The sequence below is a fragment of the Thalassobium sp. R2A62 genome (assembly GCF_000161835.1).
Taxonomy (GTDB): domain Bacteria; phylum Pseudomonadota; class Alphaproteobacteria; order Rhodobacterales; family Rhodobacteraceae; genus Thalassobium.
The window spans coordinates 2621643-2640982 of record NZ_GG697169.2 but is presented as its reverse complement, the minus strand read 5'-3'; the positions used below and the strand labels follow the sequence as shown (position 1 = coordinate 2640982).

General features: G+C 57.4%; 22 protein-coding genes. 8 read left to right on the top strand and 14 right to left on the bottom strand.

Annotated features, from left to right (window positions below):
- Window positions 1-48: 48 nt before the first annotated feature.
- The 3 genes from TR2A62_RS13145 to TR2A62_RS13135 are packed head-to-tail and all read left to right on the top strand — an operon-like array spanning window position 49 to window position 2107.
- Window positions 49-561, top strand: a complete 513-nt coding sequence (locus TR2A62_RS13145) for a Fur family transcriptional regulator (RefSeq protein WP_009159678.1) — start codon at window positions 49-51, stop codon at window positions 559-561.
- Window positions 558-1313, top strand: coding sequence for a metal ABC transporter ATP-binding protein (locus tag TR2A62_RS13140; RefSeq protein ID WP_009158825.1), 756 nt, complete (start codon window positions 558-560; stop codon window positions 1311-1313). The genes TR2A62_RS13145 and TR2A62_RS13140 overlap by 4 nt, the downstream gene beginning before the upstream one ends.
- A complete protein-coding gene (locus TR2A62_RS13135; protein WP_009158521.1) occupies window positions 1313-2107 on the top strand; it encodes an iron chelate uptake ABC transporter family permease subunit in 795 nt (264 codons plus the stop codon). The genes TR2A62_RS13140 and TR2A62_RS13135 overlap by 1 nt, the downstream gene beginning before the upstream one ends.
- 445 nt (window positions 2108-2552) lie before the next feature.
- Here TR2A62_RS13135 and TR2A62_RS19185 read toward each other — a convergent pair whose 3' ends face one another.
- The 5 genes from TR2A62_RS19185 to TR2A62_RS13110 form a co-directional block, all read right to left on the bottom strand.
- Window positions 2553-2723, bottom strand: coding sequence for a hypothetical protein (locus TR2A62_RS19185; protein ID WP_009159580.1), 171 nt, complete (start codon window positions 2721-2723; stop codon window positions 2553-2555).
- Window positions 2716-3963: a relaxase/mobilization nuclease domain-containing protein gene (locus TR2A62_RS13125; protein WP_223296117.1), complete on the bottom strand. Its 1248-nt coding sequence runs from the start codon at window positions 3961-3963 to the stop codon at window positions 2716-2718. Before TR2A62_RS13125 ends, TR2A62_RS19185 begins: the two co-directional genes overlap by 8 nt.
- Window positions 3964-4028: 65 nt before the next feature.
- A complete protein-coding gene (gene mobC / locus TR2A62_RS19180) occupies window positions 4029-4457 on the bottom strand; it encodes a plasmid mobilization relaxosome protein MobC (protein WP_223296116.1) in 429 nt (142 codons plus the stop codon).
- Window positions 4458-4498: 41 nt separating this feature from the next.
- Window positions 4499-4885: a hypothetical protein gene (locus TR2A62_RS13115; RefSeq protein WP_009158287.1), complete on the bottom strand. Its 387-nt coding sequence runs from the start codon at window positions 4883-4885 to the stop codon at window positions 4499-4501.
- 106 nt (window positions 4886-4991) lie between these two features.
- Entirely contained in the window at window positions 4992-5372 is a 381-nt protein-coding gene (locus TR2A62_RS13110) for a helix-turn-helix domain-containing protein (protein WP_040820750.1), read from the bottom strand.
- 274 nt (window positions 5373-5646) lie between these two features.
- Here TR2A62_RS13110 and TR2A62_RS13105 point away from each other — a divergent pair, with 274 nt between their 5' ends.
- The 3 genes from TR2A62_RS13105 (at window position 5647) to TR2A62_RS13095 (ending at window position 9257) form a co-directional block, all read left to right on the top strand.
- Window positions 5647-6792 carry a phosphoserine transaminase gene (locus tag TR2A62_RS13105; protein WP_009159408.1) on the top strand — a complete coding sequence of 382 codons (1146 nt, stop codon included), beginning with the start codon at window positions 5647-5649 and terminating at the stop codon, window positions 6790-6792.
- Window positions 6793-6854: 62 nt separating this feature from the next.
- Window positions 6855-8447, top strand: a complete 1593-nt coding sequence (gene serA, locus TR2A62_RS13100; RefSeq protein ID WP_009160514.1) for a phosphoglycerate dehydrogenase — start codon at window positions 6855-6857, stop codon at window positions 8445-8447.
- An 84-nt stretch (window positions 8448-8531) separates the two neighbouring features.
- A complete protein-coding gene (locus TR2A62_RS13095) occupies window positions 8532-9257 on the top strand; it encodes a metallophosphoesterase family protein (RefSeq protein WP_009159443.1) in 726 nt (241 codons plus the stop codon).
- 98 nt (window positions 9258-9355) lie between these two features.
- On the opposite strand, the gene TR2A62_RS13090 is transcribed toward TR2A62_RS13095, so the two are convergent.
- The 3 genes from TR2A62_RS13090 to TR2A62_RS13080 are packed head-to-tail and all read right to left on the bottom strand — an operon-like array spanning window position 9356 to window position 10814.
- Complete coding sequence (locus TR2A62_RS13090) at window positions 9356-9889, bottom strand: hypothetical protein (RefSeq protein WP_009158892.1); 534 nt, start codon at window positions 9887-9889, stop codon at window positions 9356-9358.
- 18 nt (window positions 9890-9907) lie between these two features.
- Window positions 9908-10336 (bottom strand): hypothetical protein, encoded by a 429-nt coding sequence (locus tag TR2A62_RS13085; RefSeq protein ID WP_009157873.1) that lies wholly within the window; start codon window positions 10334-10336, stop codon window positions 9908-9910.
- Window positions 10337-10346: 10 nt separating this feature from the next.
- Window positions 10347-10814: a hypothetical protein gene (locus tag TR2A62_RS13080; protein ID WP_040820748.1), complete on the bottom strand. Its 468-nt coding sequence runs from the start codon at window positions 10812-10814 to the stop codon at window positions 10347-10349.
- Window positions 10815-10896: 82 nt separating this feature from the next.
- On the opposite strand from TR2A62_RS13080, the gene mnmH reads away from it, so the two are divergent.
- On the top strand, window positions 10897-11949 hold the full coding sequence (gene mnmH / locus TR2A62_RS13075) for a tRNA 2-selenouridine(34) synthase MnmH (RefSeq protein WP_009157775.1): 1053 nt from the start codon (window positions 10897-10899) through the stop codon (window positions 11947-11949).
- Here the strand turns inward: mnmH and selD are convergent.
- The 6 genes from selD to TR2A62_RS19415 form a co-directional block, all read right to left on the bottom strand.
- A complete protein-coding gene (selD, locus tag TR2A62_RS13070; protein WP_009158477.1) occupies window positions 11936-14077 on the bottom strand; it encodes a selenide, water dikinase SelD in 2142 nt (713 codons plus the stop codon). The genes mnmH and selD overlap by 14 nt on opposite strands.
- A 57-nt stretch (window positions 14078-14134) precedes the next feature.
- A complete protein-coding gene (locus tag TR2A62_RS13065; RefSeq protein WP_009158823.1) occupies window positions 14135-14680 on the bottom strand; it encodes a pyridoxamine 5'-phosphate oxidase family protein in 546 nt (181 codons plus the stop codon).
- Entirely contained in the window at window positions 14673-15719 is a 1047-nt protein-coding gene (locus TR2A62_RS13060; RefSeq protein WP_040820746.1) for a lipocalin-like domain-containing protein, read from the bottom strand. The genes TR2A62_RS13065 and TR2A62_RS13060 overlap by 8 nt, the downstream gene beginning before the upstream one ends.
- Window positions 15709-18108, bottom strand: coding sequence for an FtsX-like permease family protein (locus tag TR2A62_RS13055; RefSeq protein ID WP_040820744.1), 2400 nt, complete (start codon window positions 18106-18108; stop codon window positions 15709-15711). Before TR2A62_RS13055 ends, TR2A62_RS13060 begins: the two co-directional genes overlap by 11 nt.
- Complete coding sequence (locus tag TR2A62_RS13050; protein ID WP_009159985.1) at window positions 18105-18764, bottom strand: ABC transporter ATP-binding protein; 660 nt, start codon at window positions 18762-18764, stop codon at window positions 18105-18107. Before TR2A62_RS13050 ends, TR2A62_RS13055 begins: the two co-directional genes overlap by 4 nt.
- 82 nt (window positions 18765-18846) lie before the next feature.
- Complete coding sequence (locus tag TR2A62_RS19415; RefSeq protein ID WP_009160084.1) at window positions 18847-18972, bottom strand: hypothetical protein; 126 nt, start codon at window positions 18970-18972, stop codon at window positions 18847-18849.
- A gap of 2 nt (window positions 18973-18974) precedes the next feature.
- Here TR2A62_RS19415 and TR2A62_RS19410 point away from each other — a divergent pair, with 2 nt between their 5' ends.
- Complete coding sequence (locus TR2A62_RS19410) at window positions 18975-19106, top strand: hypothetical protein (RefSeq protein ID WP_009158540.1); 132 nt, start codon at window positions 18975-18977, stop codon at window positions 19104-19106.
- The last annotated feature ends 234 nt before the right edge of the window (window positions 19107-19340 follow it).

The following is a 19340-nucleotide window of genomic DNA, read 5'->3' as shown; positions in this document are numbered from 1 at the left end:
CTATGTGATTGTATAACATTGCGTCAGTCCTAAACAAAATGTAATAACATGACAAGTGATCCGGCAAAAAACACCACTGACGACCCGCTTGGGTTCGCACAGCATGACCACAGTGGCTGCGTTGGCGACGCACTTGCCGCGGCCGAATCATACTGTTCGGCAGAAGGGCTACGTTTCACGCCCGTGCGCCGTCGTGTCTTGGAAATTTTGTTGCAGGATCATCGCGCAGTTGGGGCCTATGCGATCCTTGACCAGCTGCGAGAAGAAGGCTTTGGTTCCCAGCCGCCCGTTGTTTACCGTGCACTTGATTTCCTGGTCGCAAACGGCCTCGTTCACAAGATTGAACGCTTGAACGCGTTTATCGCTTGCGCGCACCCAAGCCATGCACATGCCCCCGCGTTCCTGATCTGCCGCCTCTGCGATTCTGTTGCCGAAACGCACTCTTCACCTGCCAAAGGCACTTTGGGTGATGCTGCCAAAGCAGCGGGTTTCCTGATTGAACGCACTGTGGTTGAGGCAGAGGGTGTTTGCCCTGACTGCGCCGACAAGGCCGACACATGAGCCTTGTGAAAATGAGAGACGTCAGCGTTAGTTATGGCGGAAAAATAGTACTGTCACATGTTTCTTTGCGTATTGCAGCGGGCGAGATTGTGACGATTGTGGGTCCAAACGGATCCGGCAAAACTAGTCTGTTACGTACGATTATTGGTGCTGTAAAACCATCACAAGGTCATGTCGATCACGCACAAGGGGTCAAACTTGGTTATGTGCCGCAACGGCTGCATATTGACGAAACGCTGCCGATTACTGTGTCACGATTTCTCAAGTTACCGTGCCGGTTGAAGCATGACGCAATCACTCAGGCGCTCACACAAGCCGGTGTGCCAGAGTTATTCGATGCCCAGCTTTCAAAACTGTCAGGCGGCCAATTCCAACGTGTCCTGCTTGCAAGGGCGTTGATCGGAGAACCTGACCTACTATTGCTGGACGAAGCCACGCAAGGCTTAGATCAACGCGGCTCTGCGGCTTTCTATCAGCAAATCGAACAGGTGCGACAAAACACTGGCTGCGCCGTTTTGATGATCAGCCATGAATTGCATGTCGTGATGAGCGCATCTGACCGCGTGATTTGCCTCAACGGGCATGTCTGTTGTGAAGGGACACCCGCCGTCGTCGCCTCTGCCCCAGAATATCGCGCGCTCTTTGGAACAGGTACCGGCGGTGCGCTGGCTCTTTATCGACATGAGCATGATCACAGTCATGACAATTGTGACGATAGCCACGACCATCAAAGTACCGAGGCCGCTGAATAATGCTAGATGATTTTATGGTTCGTGCGACCCTAGCGGGAATCGGAGTAGCCTTTGCAGCCGCACCTTTGGGATGTTTCGTAGTCTGGCGGCGGATGGCCTATTTTGGTGATGCCACTGCACATGCCGCCATTCTTGGAGTGGCACTATCGCTCGCGTTCTCCATGTCGATCTTTGTTGGCACCGTGGTTGTGGCCCTCTTGATGGCCCTCACAGTTAATTTTTTATCGAGACGGGGCTATGCAATGGATACGTTGCTAGGCGTTCTGGCGCATTCTGCGCTGGCGTTTGGTTTGGTTGCCGTTTCGTTTTTATCGGGCATACGAATTGATCTGATGGCCTATCTTTTTGGCGATATTCTCGCCGTATCACGTGGTGATCTTGCCGTGATCTGGGGGGGGGCTTTGTTGGTAGCGATATTGATATGCTGGCGCTGGTCGGCGCTTCTGACGGCCACGTTGAATGAAGATTTGGCCTATGCCAGTGGGATCAACCCAAAGCGAGAACAGTTAGCCTTGACCATCGCTTTGGCCATCACAGTGGCAGTTGCGATCAAAGTCGTGGGTGTCTTGCTGATCGCTGCCATGCTGATCATTCCATCCGCCGCAGCTCGCCCGTTGTCTCAAACGCCAGAAGGCATGGCACTGATCGCGGGTCTGATTGGAGCACTGTCTGCTAGTGTTGGCCTACGCGCTGCCTATGTGTTTGATACACCCGCAGGGCCATCCATTGTTTGCGTTGCTGCAATCACCTTTTTGGTGTCGAGTGTCCTTAGAGGTCTTCGAACAGCTAGGTGAAATTGCACCAAACCCCCAGAGCGGTTACTTATTTGCCATCAGCCAAAATCTGTTTCGTCCACATCCTCGATGGTCGATCTCGGTCGCAGTGAAAGGGCGGATTGAATTTCGCGCCTCAGACTAGCTTCCAATGGCCGGTCTGGCGACATCAACCGCAACGCAGCGATAAGCGTGCCGCACCTGCAAGGGAATGCTGCGTCAGCGAAGTGCCAAAATCGAATGACGGTTTTGTCCCGCATTGTGTGAGTTCGGGCAGAGCGCAGCGAACAGCGGCGCTTTAGAGACCTGCAGTCCCCCATTGCCGGAGCGGCTGGTAGGGCCCTTCTGATGGGATGGTGGCTTGAGCGACGCCCGAAAGCCGGCCGTCGAAATCAAGATTGATCCCTGAGCTTGTATTTGGGTGCCGGACTAGCGTCACTCCGGTCCATTTCGACCTTGCGCTCTTCTAGTTCTGCTTCAACTGCTTCTCGGCGGCCTTCACTAATTTCAAGCTGGTCTCCAGTTGCGGGCGCAGCTTCGCGTAGTTCGAGCCCTCGCTCAACAAGCCGTGCAACGCAGCCACGGACGCTGTTTGCGATTGAATGAGCACCGACACGCAGGCGGCAAATCTATCCATCTGGCTCTACATCTTCGTCGTCAAGCGTGCCTCTAACCCGCTCAATTCCTTTGCTGAGACCTCGCAGGCCGTCACCAACCGCTCGACGCAGGCGAGCAAGTCGCGTTCCAAGGCTGTCAGGGGTGTCGTCATCTAATCCTCCTCGATCTTGATGCAGGTCACTGATCTGCCGCCCAGCGTGCAGGTCCTCAGGCGCGTCGTGGTCGGGTCCAGCACCAGCCAGGTCCCGTCCGCCCTGTTGATCCGCGTCAGGCCCAAGTCCGTCAGTTCCGAGCTCGCCAGCATCAACGTCCAAAGCAAGCTCGCGGCCATCATCGAGACGATCCCCACCAAGAATGTCCCCGTGATCAGCCAGGGCGAGATCGTCAGCCAGCTCTTGTTCTGTCGCAGAAAGCTGCGGGTATCGCTCTCGATTGTACGCTGCGCGATGGTCGCAATGTTGCTCAAATCGGCCCTGAAGCTCTCTAGCTGGGATTCCATCGAGGCGGCGTAGTCCTGCCGGATCGTGTCCAGCTCTGCGTTCAACTTCTCGCTCAGCCGTGTCGGCTTGCCAGTCTTCATGGAAAATCTCTCCTTTCAAACGCCAGCGTTCGCCGGTGTCGGGGTCCTGGGCGGTCAGGTAGGCTTTGCCCGCGCGGGGGATGTCGAAGCCCGCATCGACGAGCGCGTCGAGCATACTGGCGCGGTCGGTGATCAGGCCGACGCTGATCTGATCTTGCAGCCACATGTGCAGCTCGTCACGGCCTCGAGCGCGGGTTGGGGTCTCGATGGTGTCGCGGACCTCTTGGGTGCGCTCCAGCTCCATCGGATCGGCCCAGCCGTGGCGCTGGTTCATCACGTCGCGAAGGCTGTCGAAGGCTTTCTCGTAGCCGGGCGGCGCGATGTTCAGGCTCCGCCCCGAGGTCAGCTCCAAGCGCGGCGTGCAGAAGTGAAGCTCGACACGGTCTTCGTGGGTATGTCGGACCCAGAGCACCTCATATTGCTCAGGGTCCAGCCCCGCGAAGGCCAGACGCTCGAAGTGGTCTATGACCTCGGCCTGCGGTTCATCGGTCGGGGTGTCTTCGGCGGCAAAACTGATCACGCCAGCACGATAAGTCCACTGGTGGCGACTGGCGTCGATCAGGGCTTCGGTGCGGTCGGGATTGCCGCGCAACACCTCTGGCAAAGGCTGCCGCGTGACTGTCATCGGCTGGCTATCCGCATCGCGGATCAGGTCGCGGTTGTCGTCGTAGGCCAGCACATTGTCCGCGACGAGGTAGCCGACCGGACCAGCGCCCGCGCCCTTGCCGTTGCGGAAGAACTTGATCAGCATCGGCGCGCGGCCTCGACGATCTGTGCAAGCTGGCGTTCGATGGTGAGAAGGCGGCGGGCAACGGTCAGCCCATCGAGGTCGACACGGCCCGCCATCATCGCGCGGTTCAGCCAGCGGGCGATCTGGTTGAGGTTGCCACCGATGCGCCCGACAGCCAGCACCAGCGCGGGATCAACGCGGGGAATGGGCTTGCGACGACGAGCCTCAGTGAGGCCCAACGCCTCGCGCAGAAGGGTCGCAGCAGGCATGCCAGCCGCCTCGGCATTGGCGCGCAACTGAGCCTTCTCTGCGGCGCTACACCGAAAGACGAATGTCTCGGTCAGCGGCTCTTTGGTGCGGGGTTTGCCCGCGCCGGTGGGGTTCGAAGGGCAGGCTTGCCGCCCCCCGCAAGGTCCTGTTTCAGCAGCGCCAGCGTATGACATGGGTCACCTTGCTGTTTGCTCTTCGGTGGGATCGGTAGCGGTCATGATCTGAGGCCAGCGGCTTGGATTTGGGCCTGTATCACCAGTTTTGAGGCAAGAAATCCGTCGATCTGCTTGGCCGTGATGTGTTTGCACATCGGGCTGCGATCACTGATCCAGCAGACTAGCCGCGCGTGGTGATCGGCTTGCAGCGTTGCTGTCTTTTGGCGGCCTGCCGCTTGCTTCTCGACATAGGCCTGCCACCGCCGCGACTGGAACCAGTTGTCGGAAAAGCAGACCTTCGAGCGTGTGAAACCTGCGCTGTCGGTGGCGTAAGCTCGGACGGCCTGAAGCATGTCCTCCGGTGCGATCCCTTTCTTCATGGCCTCTTCGATTTGGGCAAGGCAGGCCGCTCTGCCGCGCAGTCGGTCTGGTGGATAGGCTGCCAAAATTTTCTCAGCTTCTTCATCCCCCGCCGCCTCGCGCCTGCGCGAAGGAGGTTCTTTCTTAGGTTCAATGATAAGGTTCCTGTCCCGATTTGAGACTACCCCCGTCTCACCCTTGAGACTTTTCCCCCGCAGTTTTGAGACGTTTCCCCCCCATCTCATTTTGAGACTCAACCCCATTTGGGCCGCTCGCGCCACCCTTCGGGCGGGCGCTTGGGCCAAGGGTGATATCAAGATGCAACTCATACTGATTGGACCCGCGCCCTCCATCGCCATCCCCACGAGCATGACGCCTGACAAGGCCGCATTCCTCTAAGGTCGTCATCTGCTGGAACAGCGTGGCGCGGCCCATCTCGCATTCGTCCGCCAACCGCTGTGCGCTTGGGTTGCACTGGCCGGTTTCCTTGTTGTGGAAGTCCGCCAGCTGAATCAGCACGATCTTGGCGGCGGGCTTCAGGCCTTTGACATTCGCGGCCCAGATCAACGCCATGCCACTCACGACGCCACCTGACCCGCCAGAAAAGAGCTGATTGCATTAAGCATTCCACACGATACTGCGGCTTGTTGTTGTGGAACAAAACCGAATTTCCTTGTGTCAAATTTGTGCCAATAGGAAACATGCGTTCCTGCATCGTTCTGCAAAAGGCTACATTTACCTACAAGGCAAACACCTTTGCCTATTGCTGTTTTTACTGAGGTTCCGTATGTCCGGCGGTGGGACACCCTTCCCCAACGAAGGGCATATATCTGTAAGGATAAGTATTATGACCACGACCAAACCGGCCAAGCGGCCGGCCAACCCTCGTTTTTCTTCTGGCCCTTGTGCCAAACCCCCGACATGGACACCTGCAGCAATTGCTGACGCGCCTCTGGGCCGCTCGCATCGTGCAGCTGTTGGCAAAGAGCGGCTGAAGGCTGCGATTGAAACAACACGCGACATACTAGGTGTACCTGCAGACTACAAAATTGGCATCGTTCCTGCGTCTGACACTGGTGCATTTGAAATGGCGATGTGGTCGATGTTGGGCGAACGCCATGTCGACATGGTCGCATGGGAAAGCTTTGGATCTGGCTGGGTCTCGGACGTTTTGAACCAGCTCAAGATCCCCGCGACCAAACATATCGCTGGCTACGGCGAGATCGTCGATATGGCCGCGCTTAACTATGACAACGACGTCTGTTTTACTTGGAACGGCACCACTTCCGGCGTGCGGATGCCAAACGGTGACATGATCCCTGACACCCGTGCGGGTCTAACAATGTGCGACGCCACAAGCGCCGCCTTTGCGATGGATCTGCCATGGGACAAATTGGATGTGACCACGTTCTCTTGGCAAAAGGTGATGGGGGGCGAGGCCGCACACGGGATGCTGATCCTGAGCCCGCGTGCTGTTGAGCGTCTCGAAAGCTATACACCTGCATGGCCATTGCCCAAGATTTTCCGCCTAACCAAAGGCGGCAAACTGATCGACGGCATTTTCACAGGCGCGACGATCAACACACCGTCGATGATGTGCGTTGAGGACTACCTGTTCGCGCTGAACTGGGCCAAATCGGTCGGCGGCCTGAAGGGTCTGCAACATCGTGCAACTGCAAACGCGCAGGCGATTTTCAATTTCTGCAAAACGCGGAATTGGATCGACAATCTGGCTGTTGATCCGGCCACACGGTCGACCACTTCGGTTTGTTTGAAGTTCACCGATGACCGGATTTTCGATGGTGCGGCTTTTGCCAAAGCTGTGGCCAAGCGGCTTGAGGCGGAAAAGGTCGCTTTGGACGTTGGGGCCTATCGCGATGCCCCTGCAGGTCTGCGGATCTGGTGCGGTGCAACTGTCGAGACCAGCGACATTGAGGCGATGCTGCCTTGGCTTGATTGGGCGTTTAACGCCGAAATCGACGCCCTAGCCTAATATTTTCAGGTCGCACGGGATGTGCGGCTCACTTTCCCCATTCTATTCAAAGGACCAACACCATGGCCCCCAAAGTTCTCGTATCCGACAAGCTCTCTGAAACTGCTGTCCAGATTTTCCGCGACCGCGGCATTGACGTGGATTTCCAACCGAACCTCGGTAAAGACAAGGACGCGCTGCTCGCGGTGATTGACCAGTATGATGGTCTGGCCATTCGCTCAGCGACCAAAGCAACCGAAAAGCTGATCAATGCAGCTGGCAATCTCAAGGTGATTGGCCGTGCAGGTATCGGCACCGACAATGTCGACAAAGATGCCGCATCCAAGAAGGGTGTGATCGTCATGAACACGCCATTCGGCAACATGATCACAACAGCAGAGCACGCCATCGCAATGATGTTTGCTGTGGCACGTCAAATTCCCGAGGCGTCTCAGTCGACACATGCCGGTAAATGGGAAAAGTCCAAGTTCATGGGTGTCGAGCTGACTGGTAAAACGCTGGGCGTTATCGGTGCTGGTAACATCGGCGGGATCGTCTGCGACCGTGCGCGCGGGCTCAAGATGAAAGTCATGGCCTATGACCCCTTCCTCAGCGAAGAAAAGGCCGAGAAGATGGGCGTGCAAAAGGTCGATCTGGACGAGCTGTTGGCCAAGGCTGATTTCATCACCCTGCACGTGCCCAAGACCGAGCAGACGGCAAATATTCTATCGGCTGAGCGGATTGCCAAGCTGAAAAAGGGCGTGCGTATTGTGAACTGTGCCCGCGGTGGTCTGGTCGACGAAGATGCACTGGCAGAGGCATTGAAGTCGGGTCACGTGGCCGGAGCTGCTTTTGACGTGTTTGCGGTCGAGCCTGCAACAGAATCGCCGCTGTTCAACCTGCCGAACGTCGTTGTGACCCCGCACTTGGGTGCTGCAACAACCGAAGCACAGGAAAACGTAGCGCTGCAAGTCGCTGAACAAATGTCGGACTATCTGCTGACAGGTGCTGTGACCAACGCGTTGAACATGCCAAGCGTCACCGCCGAAGAAGCCAAGGTCATGGGCCCATGGGTCAAACTGTCGGGCCATCTGGGCAACTTTATCGGTCAGATGACGGACGAGCCAATCACCGCGATCAACATCCTTTATGATGGTGAAGTCAGCGAGATGAACCTCGAGGCGCTGAACTGTTCGGTCGTCGCAGGGATCATGAAAAAGGCGAACCCTGATGTGAACATGGTGTCGGCCCCAGTGATCGCAAAAGAGCGTGGCATCACGATCTCAACGACCCGTCAGGATCAGTCCGGCGCATTCGAAGGCTATGTCAAAGTGACCGTAGTGACGGACAAACGCGAGCGTTCCGTTGCGGGCACTGTGTTTAGCGACGGCAAGCCACGGTTCATTCAGATCAAAGGCATCAACATTGACGCCGAGATCGGCCAGCACATGCTCTATACCACCAACGAAGACGTGCCAGGCATCATCGGTACATTGGGTCAGACCATGGGCGAGAACGGGGTGAACATTGCGAACTTTACATTGGGTCGTGCGGACCGCGGTGGCGAAGCGATTGCGCTGCTCTACATCGACGATCCAGTAGCGGCCGATGTGATTGCCAAGCTAGAGGCGACCGAGATGTTTACGCAGGTCAAACCGCTAGATTTCGATGTCTGAATTTGGCATTGGCTAACGCCGTGCAGATATGATTTTACAAGGGGGCTGCATCCGTGTGGCCCCCTTTTCAAATGAGGACGCGACATGACGCTCTATGCAATTGGCGATATTCACGGGCAGCTGGATATGCTGCACAACGCGCTGGATCTGATTGAAACTGACGGTGGGCGGGACGCACAGATCGTGTTTATGGGCGACTACACAGACCGTGGTCCTGACAGCCGAGGCGTCATCGACTTGTTGATCGAAGGGCGCGATGCGGAGCGTAATTGGACGTTCTTGATGGGCAACCACGACCGTATGTTCGAAGGTTTTTTGCGCGAAGATCCCTTTTTCGATCCGCATCTCTTTATTGATCTAAGTTGGCTGCATGACCGCTTGGGCGGCAAGACGACTTTGGAATCCTATGGCATGGAATTTCATGATCGGCGGCGGCTGTCGGATGTCCACGAAGAGGCGCGCAACGTCGTACCTGAGGAACACATCGCATTTCTAAAAAGCGGCAAGATCACCCACGAGACTGATGATCTGTTGTTTGTGCACGCAGGTGTGCGGCCCAGCGTTCCGATCGAGGAACAGAAAGTGGACGACATGTTGTGGATCCGCGAAGAGTTTGTGAATGCTCCTCGCACCTACCCCAAGCTGATCGTGCACGGTCATACGGCGCTGGATCACCCCGAACACTATGGCAACCGCGTCAATACTGACGGGGGCGCTGGCTATGGTCGTCCATTGGTGCCCGTTGCGATTGAGGGTACGGGTTTTTGGACATTGACGGACACAGGTCGTGTGTCGCTGGTGCCTGCCTAATCCTTGCGAATAACACCGGTGATCGCGGCAGCCCCAAGGGCTGTGATGATCCAACCGATGCCCTTGGCAAACCATCTGATCCACCATCCTGCACGTCCCTAATCCGAGCGTGATGTTGAGGGTGCCCATGCGGTCTCTTGGCCAAAAGCGACCAGCGGAATGACAAGGTCGGCGGCATAAGCGACGGCGTTGAACGTTTCCCAATCTTTGCCTGCTTGGTCAGGTTGTGACCAGAACGCGCCGGGGTTTTCAGGATGCGTCTCTGTCGCTGAAATCCGGTCAGCAGAAATCAAGATCGGGGCGGCGTTTGGTGTCATGTCACCTGCACGCCAAGTCCGATCGAAAAAGAAGCCAAGAGCCGCAATTAGAATGATCGCGATGACAACAGATCGGCCTGGTTTATAACCATAGCCCACTGTAAACCGGAACAGGAAGTCGACAATTGATGACATGCCACGGCGCAGCGGATGTGGCTTGCTGGCGCGAGACGTGGCGCGCAACAGTTTTTCCTTTTCCAGCAGAACACGCCGCGCATCATTGCGGTGGCCTAGCGCGATCAGAACGCTAGCTAGATGTTCATAGGGCTGGGCGGTAAAGGGTGTGTCAGCGGGCCTGCGATCAAGCCATTTCAAACGCGCGGCGACCGAGGTTTACGTGTGGCGTGAAAAGTCACCGTATCGAAAACCGTCGAGCCGGGTTGGATAACTGGCACCGGGGGCTTCTGGTTCGTCTTTGAGCCGAGCAACGGTAGCCCCGGCCAGATTGACGATACCGCCACTGCCAATTTGGTTGTCTTGGAAATACAAAATGCCGCCCACCTGCGCCCGAGCGAGGCTAAGGGCGACGTTGCTGCCGTGTTCTTCGGTCGCGCTAAAAAACCCGAGAGACACCTCATCCGATGAAAGTGAGACGCTGGTGTTGGTGACAAAGCAATCATGGTCGATCCGTGCCGACGACAGGAACAATGCTCCACTAGCGGTGAGCGTTGTCACACCCTCGGCATAGGGGTAGTTACCCAAAAAGACCGACCCTTCGACACGTAGCGATGGGGCAAAGAGGGCGTCTTGGGTAGGCGACAAAAGTTGGGCGTCACAGATTTGCAGATCGCCAGAGATACGAGCACTGGCGAGTGCTGATCTCGCCCTCGACCATGGTGCCACTGCGCAGATAGAGCGAGCCTACAAACTGGGCGTTGTTCGCTGAAATGCCGCGCGCATGGCAGGATGACAAATGCAGTCCGCGAAGGCGCGCGTTGATCATCAGCATCGGCTCGAAAATACGGCAATTGGACAGGGTGATGTCTTGGTCGTACTGGCTGCCTTGCAAGTCGAGTATACCCGTGATCCATGCCCCGCGCAGGCGCAGACCTTTGTCATGCAGGGGGCTGTCAGGATCGAGCAAGAGCGCGCGGATCAGGCTAGCGCGGATTTCGCAATCGGGGGTCGCGGCCTCAGGAACGACGCCATCACCGACGGTGATCCTGTCGGGCGTACCCGCGTCGGACATCAATTTGGCCTCAGCCACGGAAAAGGGCGGAAGGGCCTTGAAAGTCGTCATGCAGCCAAAGTTGCACGGCACGGTGCCGCGTCGCAAGGCAGATCACGCTTTTGCACCGGTGCGGGGCAGGATAGAGATAGATATGGCTAGAACGTTTTCCTCGCTCGCTGATCTGTTGGCGCATGACTTTGACACAGTGATCGACGTGAGGTCGCCTGCCGAATTTGCCGAAGATCACATGCCAGGCGCTATCAACCTGCCCGCGTTGGACGACGCACAAAGGGCCGAGGTTGGCACAGTTTACGTCCAAGATTGCCCGTTTAACGCCCGCAAAATGGGGGCTGCGATGGTGGCGCGAAACGTCGCCGATCACATTGATCAGAATCTGTCCGCGCATGAGGGTGGCTGGCGTCCCTTGGTGTATTGCTGGCGCGGTGGGCAACGGTCAAATTCGGTCGCTTCAATTCTGTCGCAGATTGGTTGGCGGGCCGAAGTCGTGGACGGAGGATACCGCACGTTCCGCCGCATGGTGAACGACATGCTGTACCAAAAAACGTTGCCGCACCGGGTTGTGCTGTTGGACGGAAATACTGGAACGGCCAAGACGGATATCCTGAACCGGCTGCATACGCGGGATGTGCAGGTTGTCGATCTGGAAGGATTGGCAGGGCATCGTGGATCATTGTTGGGTTTGGTTGGCAATGCTCAGCCCTCGCAAAAGGCATTTGAGACAGAGTTGGCGGTCGCGTTTTCCAAACTCGACCCTGCACGGATTGTCGTTCTTGAGGCGGAATCGAGCAAGATCGGGGAACGTTGTTTGCCGCCGTCTGTTTGGGCCCTGATGTGTGCGGCACCTCGGATCGTCATCGAGGCGCCATTGGCCGCACGAGCAACATTCCTGACACATGCCTACGCCGACATGATCGCCGATCCCACAGCGCTAAAAGAGCGGATAGAACCGCTTGTGCGGTTGCGTGGGCATGAAGCTGTTGGCCGTTGGAGCAATCAGATCGACAGTGGTGAGTTTACCGAACTTGCCGCCGATTTGATGGCCACGCATTATGATCCGTCCTATGAAAAATCGCGTAAGATCGAGACCAGAGATATCTTGGCGACCATCCGTTCCGAGACGCTGGACGAGGCAGACCGTGAACATCTAGCCGACCAGATTGCGACGCAAATCAGCGCACTGTGATATGCGGAGGCCCTGCCGTCAGGGTGCCAATACGTGCTGCCATGTAGCCTGCAGCGCTTAGGTCGCGCAGTGTATCGTTGACCTGATCCGCAGCCACAGCGGCCAGCAGGCCACCGGCGGTTTGTGGATCAAAGAGCAGATCGGTACGCGCAGTATTTTCGAGCGTCATCGCACGGCTGATTTTTGCGTTGTCGTCCCAGATGCTGGACCGGATGCCCTGTCCCGCAAGGTCGAGCGCACCGTCCATCACGGGGATCGCATCACTATCAAGCGTTGCCGCCACACCGGATGCCTCGCACAGTCCCATCAAGTGTCCGGCAAGGCCAAAACCTGTCACATCTGTCATGGCATGCGCGTTGTTCAGGCATGCTGCTGCGTTCTCTTGGGATTGGTCCATCATGTCGAGCGCAGATAGGGCGATGTCTCCAGCGGAGCAGCTCTGCATTTCGGCGGCCATGATCACGCCCGATCCAATCGGTTTGGTCAGGAGCAGACAGTCACCGTCTTGTGCGCCGGCCAAAGTAATGGGGTCGCGAGACAACAGTCCGGTGATTGAAAACCCAATCGTCAACTCTACGCCGAGCGAGGAGTGACCGCCTACGATGGCAGCACCCGCATCGGACATGATTTCAGACACGCCAGACATGATGTCGTCCATATAGCGCGCTTGCATTTCACCAGACATGCGCGGCAGGATCAAATTGACCGTCGCGGCCTGCGGGGCAGCACCCATTGCCCAAATGTCGCCCAGCGCATGATGTGCGGCAATCCGCGCCATGCGGTAGGGATCTAGCGTGAAAGCCCGCAAATGATCGGTCGTTAAAACTTGGTTTTGGCCGCCAATCGTCAAAAGGGCCGCATCGTCGCCAGCCAATGGTGTTACGTCCCTACGACCGTGATCTGGCAGTTGCGACAGCGCATTGGTCAGTGCATCGCGACCCACCTTGGCGCCGCAACCACCGCACATGCGTTGGTCGGGATTGGCACCAAGAGCTGTGATCGCTGGTTTCTTTGTGGCCATGTCAGGCAAGTCGATGAATTTGTTCATGAACGTGCGGTCGATGCGGTCCTTCCACTTCCACAAAAGTGGGCCTGAGAACGCGCGGTCAAATTTCTCAGCCAACGCGGACTGACCCCCCAGCGAGATAAGCTTGAGGTAGTACTTTTGAGGATGAAATGCCTGTCGGGTACCGCCCGACAAATCCGCACGCAAATTTGCCAAGAGGATCGGAGCCTCGCGAACGGCGAATACACCAGCCCTGGGGCGCGGGGCATGTGAAAGGTGGGCGCAATCACCAACCGCATAGATCGCGTCGTCGTTGCTGCATAGATGTTCGCCGACTTCGATATATCCGTTCTCGAGCGTCAGGCCCGTGTCCGCAATCCAATCATATGGACGCGCACCCGCGGCCCCTACCGTGAACTGCGACGGCACGTTGGTGCCACCAGTGAGGGTCACACCGTCAGACGTCAATTCAGCGATCGTGGCCTGCTCGATCCAATCAATGTCCATCTGGCGCAACTGGTCCGTCAACCGCGCGCGTGCTCGGTCACCAACGCCAGCCAAGACGACACCTGAATCAATGATCACTGCCTTGGCGCCAGGCAGCGCGTGGACCATCGCCATTGCCAATTCGACGCCCGCAACCCCACCACCAATCACGGCGATGCGTGTTGGGCTCCCTTGCGATTCATTCCGAAACGCGTCCCATTTCTGAGAGAAGACCCCCAGCGGCTTGGCCGGGATGCCGTGTCTTTTGAACCCTTTGATGTGCGGCATGTCGGATGTGATACCGATATCAATCGACGTGACATCATAGGGAATGTCACGTGTGCCGACGCGAATGGTTTTGTTCTTGCGGTCAATAGATGTCGCAGGTCCGTTGATCAGCCGCGCACCCGCAAACCGTGCAAGCCGTACGAGGTCAATGTCGAGTTCCGCGCGGGTATAATGACCTGCAACAAAGCCGGGCAACATACCGGTATAGGGCGCGGTCGGACCAGGATTGATCAACGTCACACGCACACCGGCAAGCGAGTTCATGCCCCAACTGCGCAGCACTAGCGCGTGGCTATGGCCGCCCCCAACGAGGACAAGATCACGGGTAAGAGGGGTCAAGTTTTGCATACAGAAGGGTTTAGACCAGTGTTGGCGCGTGCGCTAGAACGTTCACACAAATGTGGTTCACGGGGCCAGCCACGTACCAGCCCACTGATCACTGCGCTCAAAATGGGCACGACGATGTGGCACGTTCAAATCAACTACATCCATCTTTTGGATCGTACATCGCAAAACACCAAATGCAGTTGGGTCAGGTTCTTTGACATACGCCGTTGCAGTCGGGATCGGTGTCCCCGGAGACGGGGTTTCACCATAGCTAAGCCGCGAATTCGGCGGAATGCGATCCCAGAGAGGCGCGACAGCATCACCAGTGACAACCTCAACCGTGGTCCACAGCCGGATCTGGATTTGCGTTGCAGGATCCCAAAAATGGTAGCCGATGCGGGGCGATTGGGCGAGGCTGCGCAGTTTATCTGACGTGATGTCTGTGTGGCTTTCAACCAGCATGAGCGTCCGGTCAGCATGGCGAACCGCGAGCGTCCGCGCTTCGGGCCAGCCATCAGGGGAAACGGTCGATAGGGTCGGATAGCGAGCAGGTGATGTGCCGTCGGCCACCCCCGTTTTGATCACCGACCAACCAAGGTCAAGAAACGCTGTGAGGTCATTCATAGCCTGTCATCTCCAAATAGCCGCGGCCGCTATGAGAGCCGGTAATACTCACTGGTCCCTCCCAATAGGGGATCAGTGTAGACATCCATGATTGCGGGTTTAGGGCCGTAACAGTGACGTTTACACCGCGTTCTGGCAGTTGAACCGCCCAAGTGGTCGGGACATTGCGACCAGCGACATCACTGTTGGTGCGAGGTTGTGCCTGAAACGCCCCGTTTGGCATTGGGGTGACTGTCCCATCGGGTGTGATCCACGTTGCTGACGTGTATTGCGTGCCTTCGGTTTCTCGCAACACAAAGCCCATCATTTTGTCACCAATGTCAAAGCTGAGGCTGAACCAGTCCCAACCGGATTGATTGTCCGAGAGGGGCTGTGATGACCATTCGCGATCCAGCCAAGCGGTGCCTGTCACCTCGACCGGACCCTCGGGCAGGGTCAGGGTTCCTGACAGGTCATAGGCTGGTTGCGAGTAGTAATAGCTCGCCTGCCCCTCGGCCGATTTAACAGAATAACCGTTGTCACCGTGGCGGATCAAAGGACCCGTCGCCGCGAGGTCGATATCATAGCGAAAATCGGGGCCAGCGGCGGTCATGCTCAACGTGTCAAAGTCTGGTCCAGATAGCGACCATTCATCGATCCATGCCTCGAACGGGTCTGCTGTGACGCCCGCCTGACCGATACCGCCACGTGCCAATCGTTCGGTCACATAATGCGCATCGGGCGTGGTGACCGCGGCATGGCCCATCCACAGCTGGGGTGCGGTCCAACCGCTGCCGTCATCAGGCGCGAGGGCCGAACGGAACAACGTCCATTGTAGGCCATAGTCAGTGCCGTCAGCATCCGTCATGTTCGCCGTGATATACCACCATTCGATCCGGTAATCGGGGTGCGGGCCGTGATCGGCAGGAAAATCAAACTCTACGCCAGCTGTGGGAACGGCAAAGCCGTCAGCCTGTGCCCCGAGACCTGCGAACCCTTGGGTCATTGCGGAGCCAGGGGCGAGCAAGGCAAGCATGAGGGCTATGTGTTTAACGTTCATTTGAAAACACCTTGAGCAAGGTACTGGGCGGGGTCGTGGCAAGTTTGCGGGCGGGCCAAAGCGCTGCAAGAGCCGCAGCGATTAGGGCAAAGAACGCAAGGCGTGCGTAGTCGGCAGGAAAGACAAACATTGGCAATTTCCAACCAAAAGCTTCGACGTTGATGATCGCCAAAAGAACCCAAGCGAGGATCAGCCCCAGCGGGATCGCGGCAAGGGTCGTTAGTGTGGCGAGCAGCAAGGCGCGCAAGAGTTCGTATCGCCCAAGCGCACGCCGCGTCAGTCCCAAGGACCACACAGGTGCGAGCTGTGGTAGGCGCATAGCCGCCAGCGTGAGCAGGCTCATCAATATCGCAAAACCTGCAACCGACAAGGTCAGGATATTGAGCGCACCTGTTACCGTGAACGTCCGCTCAAACACATCGAGCGAGATGCGCTTGATCTGTGCTTGGTTAACAAGGTTGTCGTCTGACAGGCCCATATCGGTCCGCAGATCTTGGGCCAGTTCATTTGCGGTGGTGGTCCGCACGCCAAAGCGGGTGGCGCTGACATCAGGAAAGAGCGTTTTGAACAACGGCTCGGTTATAAAGGCCTGCGCCGACGGGTTGCCATAGTCACTGTAGATCCCGACGATCGATAGTTGTTTTCCCGCGATGGTGAGCGTGTCATCGATACCCAGCATTGATCGTCGGGCGGTCTGTTCATTCAACAAGACGCCCTGCCCTGCGGCAATGCGGTCCCAAGCATTGGGTGCCGCGTCGAGCAGTCCCCAATTCTCGCGGTAGGTAGCGTGGTCACGCGCTCCGAACACTTGGCCTGACTGTCCTGCGATCTCGATGTCGGCAGACAGTATCGGAAGAACCGCATCAACACGCGGGGTGAGATATGACTCGACGCTGTCTGCTTGGGCTGCGGTATCCACGCGTACATAGAGCTCGGACGCGAGCCGTTGATCGAGGAAGCCGACAAAGGTCAGGCGAAAGCTGGAGACCATTGTCGACACCCCGACATTGGCCGCCATAGCGAGGAGCAGCGCCATCAGCGCCAGCGACAAACCCGGAAGCTGTTGGCGCGTGTCCGCCCAAAACCATTGTGCGATGACTGACTTGGACAAGGACGCCCCCAGCGCCAACGCACGATCCAGAAGCAAGGGAAGCGCGAGTGCTGCACTAATCAAGAGAGCGCCCAGCAAAGCAAAGCCTGCCACCAGTCCTGACCCCACATTAGCAATGACAAAGGCCGTTCCTAGCAGCGCCACAGCAATCGCGCCTTGGACCCTAGCGTTGCGAGACGCGGCATGCGCCCAAGCACGAGGCTGTGCCGATGCCAACAGAGGCAAGCGCGCAAGTTTGAGCAAAGCCCCCATTGCCGCCAAGCCTGTCCCACCGACAGCAATCGCCATCCCAGACAGCCACCATGACGGACGCAGTGACAGTGTTCCTGTGACCTCGGCCCCATAGAGACCTCTTAGGGTCGCCGCGACATCGGGCAACAAGGCTGCGGCGATCAGATAACCGAGAAAGACACCAATCGCGCCCGCAATGACCGCAAAGGCCAAGAGTTCGATCAACAAGAGCAGGATCAGCTGGCGCAATGGCAACCCAAGCGCACGCAGGGTGCGAAACACGCTGCGGCGTTGTTCGAAGGCGAGCCCGATCGCGCCGTTCACGATAAAGATGCCAACCGCAAAAGACAGAAGGCCAAAGGCGGTTAAGTTCAGGTGAAAACTATCCGTCAGACGTGCAACATCTGTTTGCGAGGAGGGCGCACGAAGCGACAAGGACGGATCGATTTCCGCGAGGGGCTGATGACCTGATGCTTGGGCACCGGACACGATGACACGGTCAAATACTGGCCCTCGATCCATGATCTGCAGAGCAACCGAGATGTCCGTCAGCGCAGTGCCCGTGGCCAGATCAGGCGCGGCGATAACGGTGCGGCCCAGCCGTGCGCGGGCGAGATCGGCAGTTTCTGGGTGGGCATAGATCACCCCATCGCCAGCTATGAAATCCGATATATTGGCACGATCATCCAGCGCGACACCCGCCAGTGTGCCAGGGGCGGTCAGGGGATCGATACCAATCAGGCGCAGGCTTCCTTCGGGCCATACGAGCCGTTGATCGATTGCGGGGCTAACCAGCCAACCTGCACGGCGCATAGCGATGTAGGTGGTTTGATCAATCTGTGCGCCGTCGTTCCGAACGATCTGTGAAAACAGTCCCTCGCCGAGGGTTTCCGCAGCGACGTCATAGCTAGCACGTGCCTCTGAATTTACTGCTTGGACGCCGGACCAAAGAGCCGTGGCAAGAGCAAGACCCGCCAGCAACGTAAACAACTGAATCGGGTTGCGCCGCCAATGCGACAACAACGCCGTGAGGCCCGTGCGCATCATTCCGCAACGCGCCCAGCGGTTAGGTGCAAACGCCGCGACATGGCGCTGGCCAATCTGGCCGAGTGGGTCACAATCAGCAGCCCAGCGCCTGTCTCAGACACGAGATCAAGCATCAGGTCCATCACGGATTGGGCAGTGTCTTCGTCCAGATTGCCGGTGGGCTCATCCGCTAAAACCAGTTTCGGACGTGGCGCAAGGGTCCGAGCAATGGCGACCCGTTGTTGTTGACCGCCGGACAACTGTTCTGGGTATTTGCCCAACTGTTCAGTCAGCCCCATGCGGTTTGCGAGCGCCGCCTGCCACGCAGCGTCTTCGTTGCCTGCAAGCCGCGCCTGAAAGGCGATGTTATCCGCCACGCGCAGCGATGGGATCAGGTTGAATTGCTGAAACACCACGCCGACCACACCGCGCCGCAGCGCCGCCCGCCCAGCATCATCGAGCTGACCATTATCGGTCCCATTGATCAGAATTTCACCGGTGTCAGGGGTGTCGAGCCCACCAACGAGATGCAGCAGTGTGCTCTTGCCGCTGCCAGATTCGCCAGTCAGCGCCAGAGTTTCACCACGGTCTAGCGTGACATCAGCACCGCGCAGAACATCGACCCGAGCATCGCCCGAGCCAAAAGATTTGGTAACATTGGTGGCCTGTAGCAGCATAGCGATGTGTCCTTTCCCCCGTTCTATCTAGAGCGCGTGCCTAGGAAAACAGGGATCAGGACAAAATCGGCACTTGGACAGGTCAGGCGAGGGCGTGAACCAACATAACTTCGCATCCAGGCAAGATCTTTGCCGCCGCTGCTAAAATGGCTGTCACGCGGATAAATCGAAGTGTTTCGAGCAATGGCTGCATAATGTCGTCCCCCATTTATGAGCGTGACAGAGGCCGCGCGGATGCTCAAGCCCACGGACGTTCACCGCTGCGTGACGGAGCCGCCGCATCTATTGATGCTTATCCTCGACAAATCATCCGATGGTGAGATGAAATCGTCAGTAGGCTAGCTGCGCAGCTTGATTGAGAATGCGTAAATCAGCGAATTGTAGTTTTCATGGCAGGCCCAGTGAGACAGGGGGATGAAGCCATCGTTCAAGAGATTGATGTGCCAGACATCAAGGTAGCCGACATTCGAGGGCAGCATAGGCGTTGCCACAGGCACTTTGCTACATTGGGAGCATGGGCGTCGCTGGCCGCCGGACCTGCCCAAATGCTCTTGGCGTTGATTTCCAAGAAGCCAT